Source organism: Paenibacillus sp. FSL P4-0081 (genome assembly GCF_000758565.1).
Lineage (GTDB): Bacteria > Bacillota > Bacilli > Paenibacillales > Paenibacillaceae > Paenibacillus_AQ > Paenibacillus_AQ phytohabitans.
Window position 1 is genome coordinate 1,528,418 of sequence record NZ_CP009280.1, and the last position, 12,347, is coordinate 1,540,764.

General features: G+C 53.3%; 7 protein-coding genes and 2 tRNA genes. 7 read left to right on the forward strand and 2 right to left on the reverse strand.

Going from position 1 to position 12,347, the window contains the following annotated elements:
* Positions 1 to 33 precede the first annotated feature (33 nt).
* Positions 34 to 519 carry a SprT family protein gene (locus P40081_RS06570; RefSeq protein WP_081969846.1) on the forward strand — a complete coding sequence of 162 codons (486 nt, stop codon included), beginning with the start codon at positions 34 to 36 and terminating at the stop codon, positions 517 to 519.
* Here the strand turns inward: P40081_RS06570 and P40081_RS06575 are convergent.
* Positions 516 to 1,157: a pentapeptide repeat-containing protein gene (locus tag P40081_RS06575; protein WP_042134244.1), complete on the reverse strand. Its 642-nt coding sequence runs from the start codon at positions 1,155 to 1,157 to the stop codon at positions 516 to 518. The genes P40081_RS06570 and P40081_RS06575 overlap by 4 nt on opposite strands.
* A gap of 227 nt (positions 1,158 to 1,384) precedes the next feature.
* Between P40081_RS06575 and P40081_RS06580 the strand changes: the two genes are divergently transcribed.
* The gene (locus tag P40081_RS06580; protein WP_042134246.1) at positions 1,385 to 4,078 is read left to right on the forward strand and encodes an RICIN domain-containing protein; all 2,694 of its coding nucleotides are present in this window, start codon (positions 1,385 to 1,387) and stop codon (positions 4,076 to 4,078) included.
* 153 nt (positions 4,079 to 4,231) lie between these two features.
* Positions 4,232 to 8,332: an S-layer homology domain-containing protein gene (locus P40081_RS36215; RefSeq protein WP_052421699.1), complete on the forward strand. Its 4,101-nt coding sequence runs from the start codon at positions 4,232 to 4,234 to the stop codon at positions 8,330 to 8,332.
* A gap of 1,046 nt (positions 8,333 to 9,378) precedes the next feature.
* Here the strand turns inward: P40081_RS36215 and P40081_RS06595 are convergent.
* Positions 9,379 to 9,807, reverse strand: a complete 429-nt coding sequence (locus P40081_RS06595; protein ID WP_179093399.1) for an Lrp/AsnC family transcriptional regulator — start codon at positions 9,805 to 9,807, stop codon at positions 9,379 to 9,381.
* 133 nt (positions 9,808 to 9,940) lie between these two features.
* Between P40081_RS06595 and P40081_RS06600 the strand changes: the two genes are divergently transcribed.
* The 4 genes from P40081_RS06600 (at position 9,941) to P40081_RS06615 (ending at position 12,306) form a co-directional block, all read left to right on the forward strand.
* Positions 9,941 to 10,693, forward strand: coding sequence for an MBL fold metallo-hydrolase (locus P40081_RS06600; protein ID WP_042134250.1), 753 nt, complete (start codon positions 9,941 to 9,943; stop codon positions 10,691 to 10,693).
* A 104-nt stretch (positions 10,694 to 10,797) separates the two neighbouring features.
* Positions 10,798 to 10,873, forward strand: a tRNA-Asn gene (locus P40081_RS06605).
* Between the two features lie 6 nt (positions 10,874 to 10,879).
* Positions 10,880 to 10,968: transfer RNA gene (locus tag P40081_RS06610), tRNA-Ser, on the forward strand.
* A 333-nt stretch (positions 10,969 to 11,301) separates the two neighbouring features.
* Positions 11,302 to 12,306, forward strand: a complete 1,005-nt coding sequence (locus P40081_RS06615; RefSeq protein ID WP_042134252.1) for a Gfo/Idh/MocA family protein — start codon at positions 11,302 to 11,304, stop codon at positions 12,304 to 12,306.
* Positions 12,307 to 12,347: the final 41 nt, after the last annotated feature.

Here is a 12,347-nt window from a genome sequence, read left to right on the forward strand (position 1 = left end):
GGAGAGGAGCCGTGAAGGAGCGCTATGATAAGTATGAGTAACGAAGAGCTGCAGCAGTGGATCGAGCAGGTGTCACTGAACAGCTTCGGCGTGCCTTTCCGGCATACAGCCAGCTTTAACAGCAGACTTACGACAACGGGCGGACGATATTTTACCAAAAGCCATAATATAGAGATCAATCCCCAGCAGCTTGCCATCCACGGCCGGGAGGAGACGGAGAAAATCATCAAGCATGAGCTCTGCCATTACCATCTGCATCTGGCGAAGCGGGGATATATGCACCGGGATGCCGATTTCAAAACACTGCTCGCCCGGGTCGGGGGCAGCCGCTACTGCCAGACACTGCCGGGAGCCAAGGCGAGGAAGCCGCAGCCTTACCGGTACAAGCTGGTGTGCGTGGCCTGTGCCACCGAATATCTGCGCAAACGCAGAGCCGATCCGAAGCGTTACCGCTGCGGGAAATGTTCGGGCAAGCTGAAGCTGGTCACCCTGGAGGCAGGTGCGGGTCCGGCTACTTAATATTTAATCACCAGGCCCAGCAGTCCGGCGAAAGAAGCCGCCTGCTCCGCAGAGATTACACAGCCGTCCAGGTCCTGGAGGTCCACCACGAGGCCGGTGAACTCGCAATCGCTCAGATCGATATCCTTCAGCTTGCACCCGGCCAGTGTGGCCTGATCCAGATTGCATTCCGAGAAATAGAGGCCGCTTAAGGTGGACTGATAATAATCGGCGCTGATCAGCGAGCTGCGCTCGAAGGAGGCTCCTTTGAAATTAGCAAACCGGAACACCGCGAACTCCCCGATGCACCCGGTCACCGATACATTTTGAAGCCTCGCTCTCGTGAAGTCCGTGCCAATCAAACGGCAATCCCTGAATTCTGTCCTATGCATGAAGGCATCGCTGAAATCGACATTGGACAGGTCACAATGATCGAAGATGACATCGGTTAGCTCAATGCCGTGCAGAGAGGATTCAGTGATCGTTACATTTTTGAAAATAACCTTATCAAAGGACACTCTGGCAGCATCCTGGTATTCAATTAGCGCTCCGGAAATGAGACAGCGGCTGAATTCGTCCTTGGAAGACAGAGAGTGAATCTGCTGCGGCAGCAATAGCTCCGGTTCCGGGATTCGGGGTTGTTCGATCTTGTTATTCATGAATGCCTCCGTAGAATTAGTTCCATCCGTTCAAGTATGGACAACTTGGCGGCTGAATGAGTTAACTATCCTGCGAACCGGGGCTTTTGTCAATTACAGCGGCTACAGCCCGCCTTAAGCATGTACGTACAAATACACCTGTGGATGGATAAAATCACACATCGTTTTGTAAGCGTTACCAAACTAAGATGAAAAAGAAGTCCATTTTAGTTAGAGGGGGCGCACTTATGAAACGATTCAGGTCCGTGGTCGCGGGACTGCTGGCGCTGTTGCTTATTTTTCCGAACCTGTCTCTGGCGGGAACAGGAGGTTCCGTCCATGCAGAGGGTGTCCTGGGAACAGGCGCAGCGCAAATTCCAGCGGGTACTGTTCTGATTAAGAACAAGTGGAAGAGCAATTTTTTGTATGAGACAAGCGAAGGCGTTGTCCGCTACGGAATGACTAACCCGGCGGATACCTCTTCCCATTGGAATGTGGTCACGGAGGGCGGCTTATCACGGATTCAGAATGTGAAGACCGGCCATTTCATTACGCTTGAAGGCAATGCGGGCAAAGAGGATTCACTCAAGGCAGCTGCTGCCCCGGGCGGGGGGAGCACCGCTGACCAATGGCTGATAGATACTTCAAACAGAGCCGGCTATATGGTCATCCGCAGTGCGACGGCTCAGGAGAGCAAGCTGGTCATCCATGAGGAGAATCAGCTGGGGTATGCCCAGGCCAGTGCGGATATCAACATTACGTTTGAGAGTCCGCAGTGGGCTTTTGTGAGTCTGAATGCAGCGCCTGTCCGGATCGAAAGTGTGATGCGCCCGGGCAACGTCATGTTTGAGAATGAGGGGAAGGTACAGCACGGTGCACAGCCGCTCAGTAATGAGGCAGCACAGTGGTTTCTGGAACCGGGTACAGATTCCGGGACACTGTTGATCCGCAACCGGGCGACCGGACACTACATCAAGCAGAATGAAGAGCATTGGTATGGGGTCTTCTCGGCTGAGATTGATCCGGCCAAAGCAAATCTGAGTGAGTGGGTCCAAGAGCCGGCGCCAGGCACCCCGGAGGCAGGGCTTGTAACCTTCCGCAATCAGGGTCTGACCGACGGCGGGAATGCATTATGGCTCAATCCCCAGTATGACGGTGACAGCGATGTGCGCTCCAACAATTGGCCGGGCTGGGGAGGCAATCCAAGTGCGCAGTGGCGGATCGTCACGGTTAGCGAGCTGCAGCCGGTGCGGATTGCCACCTATACCGATGCGCAAGTAGCAACCGATTTCCTGTATGAAGCTGCAGGCGGCGAGCTCCAGCATGGGGTTATCGCCCCGGATGCAGCAGATGAGAGTCAATACCTGTGGTACGCCGAGGACTATGACGGCCATAAACGCATCCGCAATGCAGCAACAGGACATTATCTGAACTATGCGGATGGTGCCGCTGCTGCCGTGACGATGAATAGTAGTCTGCCTTCCGATCAGTGGGATTTCAATGAATCGGATGATTATGATGACTACCAGACGATTGAGAATGTAGGGACTCCGGGAAACTATCTGTCTCTGCTGGGAGGCGGACATGCCGGCGCAGGCTCTGATGCAAGCTCGCTGTCTGCCCAGTGGCAGCTGCTTGATCCGGACGTCCCGACAGACGGCTCCCTTCATTATTACCGGATTCAGAATACCTGGCAGTCCTTCTACTGGTATGAGAGCAGCGACGGTGTGCTGAAATACGGCAATATGCAGGAGGACGGGTCAGACCAGTGGCTGATTGAGAAGTACAATGGCCGCAAGCTTTTTCAGAATAAAAAAACAGGCCACTACATGAATGTAGCGCAGATGCCGGATGGTCATATTTCAGTGGCTCCGCTTGACGGTAAGGATAATGTGGATCCGGCGTACATCTGGACCGGCAGAAATACCGGCGACAGCACCTATGTGATCGCGAGTGTGCTGGATAAGGAGCCGAATAAGCGTCCACTGAAGTATATTTCTTTGCAGAATCTGACCAAATATGCCGAATATGGGGTGATCAATCCCGATTGGGGCAGTCCCAAGTGGAAGTTCGTACCCGTAACCGAGAAGAAACATGATTTGTTCCGCTTCAAGCTGGATGGAGTGAACGGGGCCGATCAGTATCTTAAGGATGATGCTGTTCCTGCTCCTGTGCTGAAGGTTACACTTCCGGTTAATGACGGTACAGTTACAGCGGATGTGTATGATCCGCAGGATCAGGCTGTCGGAGACCTGGAGGATATAGCGGAGAAGGCTGCTAAAGAGGAAGAGGCATTGCTCGCTCTGGATGCAGGTGATACTGCAACTGCTGGTGCGGGTGGCGGTGGCGGTGCTGCTGATCCCACGGTCGGTCAGGCTACTTACGGAGAGCTTATTCCCGGAGACGATTCCTTCGTCTGGCAGCTGATCGACATACCGGGCAGTAACGGTGCGGTAAAGATTAAGAATAGAGGGACCGGCAGGTACATTTCCCTGGAGAGTCTGGCAGCGGTCATTGAACAGGAAGAGCCCGCGGGCCCCGTCCGGACGGAGCAGACGGTATATGACGTCTGGGCAAGCATCAGATGGATAGTTGATATGCAGGAATCCGGACGTCCTACCTTCAAAAGTGCCTGGGCAGGCCATTACCTGTATGGCGCCGCTGATGATAACGGCTATCCGGTAATCCGGATTAGCAAGGCTGCGGATGCTGCCGTCAGGGACAGTGCGCAGTTTACTGCTGAGCCTGTTTTCGAACCGGTACCGCCGCTTCCAGCCGCCCCTGTCCGGTTCAAAAATGCAGGCACCGGAGATTACCTGTATGAGAACGAACACGGAGTTGTGCTGTACGGCCAGCCTGCTTCAGATAATGGTTACTCGCACTGGAGTATCGTTACGGATGCAGGGCAGCAATATATCGTGAATCGTGCCACGGGCCATTAGATTACTCTAAATAGTGATTACTCCTTCCTGGAGAGTACCGGCGGTGATCCGGCGGATACCGGCGCTTCAGCATGGGATGTCAGTCTCGCTGCAGATGCCAAGCATTACACCATCCGCAGTCTCTACGGTGAATATAACGATGAGTACATCCATTTGCAGAATAAGACGGGGTATGCTGAGCGCGCATTGCTGCTGGACACTGAGAACTCAGTGCAGTGGACCCTGGAAGCTGCGCCGCAGGACTTTAGCATGCCGGAAGGCGAAGCCAGAAACACGGATACGGCTACACCGGTCCAGAACGACACGAATATCATTACCATTGCACCGCAAGGAATGGACGGCACGATAGTGGCGGAAAAGGACGGCAAGCTGGTTTATGCTGATGCTTCCGTAAGTCCTGCCCAGGCGCAGTGGCTGGTGCAGGATTTCAATGGCCGGAACCGGGTGATGAACGTTCAGACGGGCCATTATCTTGCGCGCGATCAGGAGGGCGCTGTTGTCCTCGTGGATTCCGGTGACAAGGAAGATTCGCAGTGGAATATCAAGGATAAACTGGGATACCGGCTGCTGTTAAGTGCGGATAAGCAATCTGCTCTTGCTCACGGGGAAGCAGGAGTTCAACTGGGGGCTGTTGAAGCACAGGACGCTCTGTGGAGCTTCATTCCCGTAGCTCAGGATGCTGTGTATGCCGGGCAAGAGGCTTTTCATGGGGACGGGGTGCTGCGGTTTGCCGTGAATGCTGATGTAGCGGGGGAATACGACGTTGTGCTCCGTTACCGGAATGCTTCCGCCGCTGCGGCTGAGCTGGAGACCCTGGTCAATGGTCTTAAGCAGGGCGATGTAAGCCTTGCTGCCAGAGCCTCCGCTTCCGTATGGCAGACGGCTGAGCTTACGCTTGACCTGCGGACAGGAATCAATACGGTTTCATTCAGTAACGCAGAAGCGTCATCGAGCGGGATCACAATCGATAGCCTGACTGTCAAAGATAGCATCAATAAAACCTACCGCGGAGCTACGCTTCCTTATATCAGCTATGAAGCGGAGGATGCCGTTACGAATGGAACGCTGGTCACGCCTTCACGGAAATACCGCAGTCTGGCTTCGGAGGCTTCAGGACGCGAAGCAGTCATCCTGAAAAACACCGGCGAGTATGTGGAGTTTACGCTGGCCAAACCTGCGAATTCAATCGTACTCCGTTATTCCATACCGGACAGTCCGGATGGGGCGGGAGCAGAGGAAACCTTGTCGCTCTTCGTGAATGGGGAACGCCGGGTGCTTAATCTCACGTCAAAATACGCCTGGGAATACGGCAGCTACCCATGGTCGAATGACCCGCGTCAAGGCAGCGGACACCGCTTCTATGACGAGATTCATGCGCTGATCGGTGAGGCTCCGGCAGGAGCAGTAATCCGCCTTGAGAAAAGCGCGGATGATCATGCCGCCTCTTATGTAATCGATCTGGCGGATATGGAGCAGGTTGCACCTGCGCTGGCTCAGCCTGAGGGCTTCCTGTCTGTCACTGATTTTGGAGCCATTGCCGGGGATGATGGCGATGATACTGCTGCATTTAAGGCTGCACTTGCCGTAGCCGAAGCTCAGGATGCAGGCGTCTGGTTCCCGGAAGGCAGCTTCAATGTCGGCAGCGGACTGCTGGATCTGGACGATGCGGAGATCCGCGGCGCAGGCATGTGGTACACGACGCTGAACGGCGCCAAGTTCTACGGCCACGGCGGCAAGACCGGCGTATACGATCTGCTGATTGAGGGCGGCATTAACGTGCGTGACGATGAGGCGGTTACGAATGCTTTTCACGGCGCCTTCGGTCAAGGTTCGGTCATTCAGAATGTATGGATTGAGCATACCAAAGCAGGCTTATGGCTGACCCAGCCCAAAGGTGAGAAAGCGCGCACCAATGGCCTCTATATGGCCGGGCTGCGTATCCGCAACCTGATGGCGGACGGGATCAACTTCGCTGTAGGTACAGGGAACAGCATGATGGAGCAGAGCGATATCCGCTATCCGGGCGATGATGGTATCGCCATGTGGTCCTTCACCGATGCCGGGCTGAATGATGTCAACGGCAGCGAGCGGACGCCAAGCTTTAATAATACGGTACGCTTTAACAATGTATCTCTGCCGTGGCTGGCTGATAATATCGTCGTGTTCGGCGGCAAGGATAATAAGATCCAGGACAATATTGTGAAGGACACGGTGACGAACGGAGCGGGGATTGCTGTATCCACACGCTTCAGCGCAGAGCCGTTCCAGGGCACGACCGTTGTGGAGCGGAACACCCTGCTGCGTACCGGCAGTTATGATTCCGGCTATGGTGTGAATCTGGGGGCAATATGGCTCTATACCGGGGAAAATAACATCAACAGCAATGTGCTAATCCGCAATAACATTGCGCTGGACAGCACCTATTCCGGGCTCATCGTCCACGGTAATCTGAATATGGACGGAATCACCCTAACAGATAACGTGATCGATGGAGCAGGCACTAACGGAGTAGAGATTACGAAGGAGATGAGAGGCAGTCTGCTGGCTGATAACCTGATTATCCGCGGGGAGCGGATGAATCTGGTGGCGAACACCTCGTCAACATTTACGGTTCTGGAGAAGAATCAAGGTATCGCAAGCAGCGTCAAGCCATTCTCGATCAAGCTTGGGGATGGACAGACCGGACCTGTGGTATTAAAAGAGGGAACCAGCTCCAAGCTGCAGGTACTGGATCAGAAAGGTACAGATATCACTGCACAGGCAGTCATCAGTATTGCAGGCAGCAGCCTTGCCACTGTGGAAGAAGGGAAGCTGCAGGCAGTTGCTAAAGGGAACACTACCTTTACCGTGTCTGCCCTTGGCAGCACAAGAGTGTATGATCTTGTGATATCGGCTGCTGACCCTGTCGACCCGGTTGATCCTGTGGATCCGGGAACTCCAAGTCCGAGTCCGACTGCGGCTGCAAGTCCGACTCCGAGTCCAACGGCGGCTCCAAGTCCGACTCCAAGTCCGACGGCGTCTCCGAGTCCGAATGCGAACCCGAACCCGCAGGCAACTCCTGCGGCTACCCCGGCGTCCGTGATTGTGCCTGCGGCTAATAACGATGCGCAGCTCAAGAGTATTGCCGCCGGGCAGAAGGTAATTGAAGTGGCGGCTAATGCAGAGGGTTCCGCACGCTTCAGCGGGACTGCCTTGCGGGCAGCGGCAGCGGCGAGTCCAGACGCTGTACTGGTGGTGCGGAGCGGGGACGCGTCCTACCGTCTCCCGCTGTCCCTGGCGGACAGCGTTCTGAAGGGCGCGAAGCTGCCTGATGGAACGCTGGAGTTCAAGCTCGCGCCGCAGACAGGCGCGGAGCTTGCGGGGCTGCTTGCCGCTGCAGGCAAGCAGAACTATAAGGTGAAGGGAACGCCGGCAGGCTTCACCTTGAATGTTACGGACGGCAAGACCTCATTGCCGGCCGGAAGCTTCGGCACTGTACATGTCGAGCGTACATTCACCATTAACGAAGTAATGGACGTCAAGACAGCAGTGGCGCTGGTCTATAATGCCAAGGACGGAACCTTTCGTTACGTTCCGGCAGTATTCGAATCCGGGGCAGGTGTGACCCGGGTTACCGTTAAGAGCAGCTTGGCCGGAGGTATAATGGCCGTTGCCGTGAATCCGGCAGGCTTCGGCGATATCTACGCTCACTGGGCCAAGGATGAGATCAATCTGCTGGCCAGCAGATTGATTGTGAACGGCCAGTCGGCCGGTGTCTTTGCGCCGCAGCGTACCGTCAGCCGGGCGGAATTCGCGTCCATGCTGGTCCGCTCGCTTGGCCTGCAGCCGGATGCGCTGCCGGCTGCAGCCGTCGCTTTCCGCGATGTGCAGGCCAGCTCCTGGTACGCCGCTGACGCGGAGACCGCCGTATTGTTGGGGCTGGTTCAAGGCTACGCGGACGGTTCCTTCCGTCCGGATGCGATGATCACCAGAGAGCAGATGGCGGTCATGGCCGCCAGAGCCTGGAAGCTGCTTCACGCCAATGCAGCAATTAATGAAGCAGCTTCTGCGTCAGCACTGCCGGGGCCAGGCACATTTAAGGATGCTGCCAGTATCTCTGCTTGGGCTAAGGAAGCTGTAGACACATTAACCGCCACCGGCATTATGAACGGCCAATCCGCCGGATACTTTGCGCCGGACAGCAACACCAGCCGTGCAGAAACCGCCGTTATTCTGACCCGCCTGCTCCGTGCGGGCAAGCTGCTGAACGAGTAGCCGCTAGTCGTTACGGCTTAACGAACAACCTACAAGCCGCCGCAAAGGAACGCGGGATTTCCCCCGTCTTCCTTCGCGGCGGCTTATTTTTATCTAGGCCAGGAGGCAGTGCTTTTAATTCTCAGGAAGTGGACTAAAGAGGAAATCGAAGCGCAGACGTGTCTTTGAATTAGCTGAAAGTCGGCAGAATGGAGGGGAGGAGATGCAGAAGTGTTGTTGATCTCACTCGAGGTAGGACGGAGACGCAGACGTGTCTTTGAATTAGCTGAAAGTCGGCAGAATGGAGAAAAGGAGAGATGCAGAAGTGTGTTTGAAAATTAGCTAAAGTTGGCAGAAGGGAGGGAGGGAGACGCAGAAGTGTGTTTAATATCGCCCGAAGCCGGCAGATTGGTGGGACAGAGAGGTGCGAGACGGCTGAAATCTTGCAGGAAATACAACAATGTATGGTTCAAAACTACCTACTTACCAGAAATCCTGCAGAAAATACAACAATTTGAGGCTCAAAACTGCCAACCCGTCAGAATTCTTGCAAAAAGTACAACAATGTGGGTTCACAACCGCCAAACCGCCAAAAATCTTGCAAAAAGTACAACAATTCCGGATCTGAAGGTAACAATTCTCCAGTACTCCCGCTCATATAGGAAGAGTAGCTATAATTTTACCCAAAGTCGGCTGAGCGGGGCATACAGAGTGGAGAGTGTTTTAAATTTTCATCTGCAGTTGCAAATAATATTTTCGTCGAAATTTTTGCTGAAGTTTTCCTAGGGCGGTCTCACTGCTGATTCCATAGCTACTCCCACTGCTGGTTCCATAGCTACTTCCGCTGCCGGTCTTATGGATGATTCCATACGTAGTTCTATCGTGAGCACGTTCGCGGGTGCAACTCCTAGAGAACCAATTAATTCGCAGCCCGGATAACTTGTTTCTAACTATGACTTTAACCTCGCCCCCTATCCGCAAGGAAGGCAAGCCTTACAAAAGGTTCGCTCTGTTTGCCTTCTGCTGCCCTCTGTCTGCCCTATACCTGCCCTCAGCCTGCAACAGAACTACTTGATCTGGCCCATATCCAGGTTGACCCGGTAATTGCCGTACCTCAGCAGCTCATCGAGAAAAGCAGTCAGCGCTTCCTGATTCACGGTACGTACGCGCATCCAATAGCAGCCCTCCCCGCTGATGCGGTACAGCTCCGCGACACTCGTATGGTTCTTCGCAAAGTTCTGGAAGGGCAGATGAGCGGCGTTGGTGCTGAGAAAAACCGTAATAAAAGCATGCATATTCTGCCCGATCCGGAGCGGGTTCCAGCGGATAGTGTAGCCTTCAATAATCTCCAGCTCCCGCATTCTGCGGATACGCGCGCCAACGGCTTGGCCGGTCAGGTGAACTTCAGCTCCGATATCTTTGTGGCTTAATGTAGAGTCTTCTATGAGAAGCTGTAAGATGCGGTAATCCGTATCGTCAATGAGGTAGGGCATCATAAGTGTAATTTCCTTTCCGGGTGAAAGTAGAACAGGCTAATCTCTTTCGCGGCACAATGTATTCTTATCTGCGGCCGATTTATAATTAATTGTAGCAGAACCCAAGCACAAGTATAAGAAAGAGGTGTTTATTATGAAAATCCAACTGATCCGCCACGCCTCATTATGGCTGGAATACGGCGGCGTAACCTTTCTGGTTGACCCGATGCTGAGTGCACAGGGAGTCAATCCGCCAATTATAAATACCACGAATGAGCAGCGGAATCCGCTGGTTTCTTTACCGGGGCTTGTAGAGCAGTGGCTGGAGCCGGATGCTGTACTCGTGACGCACCTCCACCAGGATCACTGGGATGCAGCGGCGGCAGAGCTTTTGTCGCCTGAGCTTCCGGTACTATGCCAGGAGGGAGATGGAGAGAAAATTACAGCGCAGGGCTTCGCCCAAGTAACAGAGATTAAAGACAGTGCGGCAGCTTCTGTGCGTGGAGTAACCCTGACGCGTACTGATGGCCGCCATGGAACGGGAGAGATTGGGGAGAGAATGGGCAAAGTCTCCGGTTTCGTATTCCAGGCGGAAGGAGAACCCGATCTGTATCTGGCGGGAGACACAATCTGGTGCGGCGAAGTCCGGCAGGTACTTGATGATTATCACCCGGAAGTTATCGTCGTGAATGCCGGAGGAGCAAGCTTCGTAAGCGGAGGACATATCACTATGAACGAACAGGATATTGTGGATGTATGCCATGCAGCCCCGGAAGCATCCGTGATTGCCGTTCATATGGATGCCATTAACCACTGCCACGTTACCCGTAAACTGCTGAAGCTCCGCCTTGAACAAGAGGAACTGCTTAACCGTGTCGCTGTACCTTTGGACGGAGAATGGGTGTAGTCCCAAGGAAATTTGTATAGTTTGTAAACGTTCTTACAATCTCTTTCGCTAAGCTTGACTAACCTAAAGAATCATGATAAATTAATCCTTGTTCATGTTAATGTTCCCTGATAGCTCAGTTGGTAGAGCACTCGACTGTTAATCGAGTTGTCACAGGTTCGAGTCCTGTTCGGGGAGCCATTACTTGGAGAGATACCCAAGTGGCTATAAGGGGACCCTCTGCTAAGGGGTTAGACTGCGTAAGCGGTGCGAGGGTTCGAATCCCTCTCTCTCCGTATGATATACTTCCCTGTTAGGGATGAGAACCCTCAGTGGTTCGTTGGAGCATAAGCTTCGTTAGGGATTCTTCGCAATCTCTCGCGCAGTGAGAGTATCCCTCTCTCTCCGTTCCTGCAACTATTCATACGTATTAATACAGAAGGAGCTCATTTTGAGCTTCTTTTTTTGCGTTCATCCAGTCAGAGCGATGTGAAGCCTTGAAGTATGCGGGTTCCTTTTTGATGTCGTAATTACATATAGTTATTGTCGCATTTATCTACTAAAAAACCTGCATGTTATATGATACCTTATAGGTAATGTCAGAATAATATATATGGAGGTGCAAGAGAATGAGCATTAGGATTGGCAAAATCAGCTTTTGGCATGTGCATGCCTGGGATTATACGAAGCAGGCGCAGGAACATAGTGATACTGAAATCGCTGCGGTGTGGGACGAGGATGCGGAGCGCGGCAAGAAGGCTGCGGACAGCTTGAATGTTCCGTTTTTTGATTCCTTGGAAGACCTGCTTGCCCGGAAGGATATAGATGCCGTTATTGTCGACGCGCCAACCTGTCAGCACCGGGATATCATCATTGCGGCTGCCCAAGCCGGCAAGCACATCTTCACCGAAAAGGTTGTGGCTGCAACGTTGAGTGAGGTCAATGAAATCCTGTCAGAAGTCTCGGGTCATGGGGTGAAGCTAACGGTTTCCCTCCCGCGTCTAAATGATGGTTATACTTTATCGGTTCAAGAAATTCTAAACCAGGGACTGCTTGGAGAAATAACGTATGTCAGAGTCCGCTTATCTCATAATGGTGCAACTGCAAACTGGCTTCCCGAACATTTCTTTAGCTTGGAGCAATGCCAGGGCGGTGCCTTAATTGACCTTGGCTGTCATCCCATGTACCTGACCAGGCTCTTTCTGGGTCAAGAAGTGACCGGTGTAAGTGCGAACTTTGGATATGTAACAGGCAAGGAAGTGGAAGACAACGCGGTGGCGACGCTCTATACCGATTCAGGGGCTATTGGTGTGGTGGAAGCCGGATTCGTGAATAGCTACTCACCGTTTACGATCGAAGTGCATGGAACGGAAGGAACCCTTTTATACGGAACGCCTGAAGAGAAGCTGCTCGTTAGAAGTACTAAAGCGCCAGACAAAGGGGATTCCTGGATAGATGTGCCTCTGCAGGGCCACCGGGAGAGTGCATTTCAACAATGGGTCACCCACATTCAGAACAACACGATTGCTGCCGAGAATATTCAAATCGCAACTGAGCTTACAAGGTTAATGGAGGCGGCGAATCTCTCCGCGAAGGCAGGCCGTGTTATCCGGTTAGACGAATTGAACGCCTGATCACTCATCCATGAAGAGCTTAGCTTAAGCAGGAGGATTAT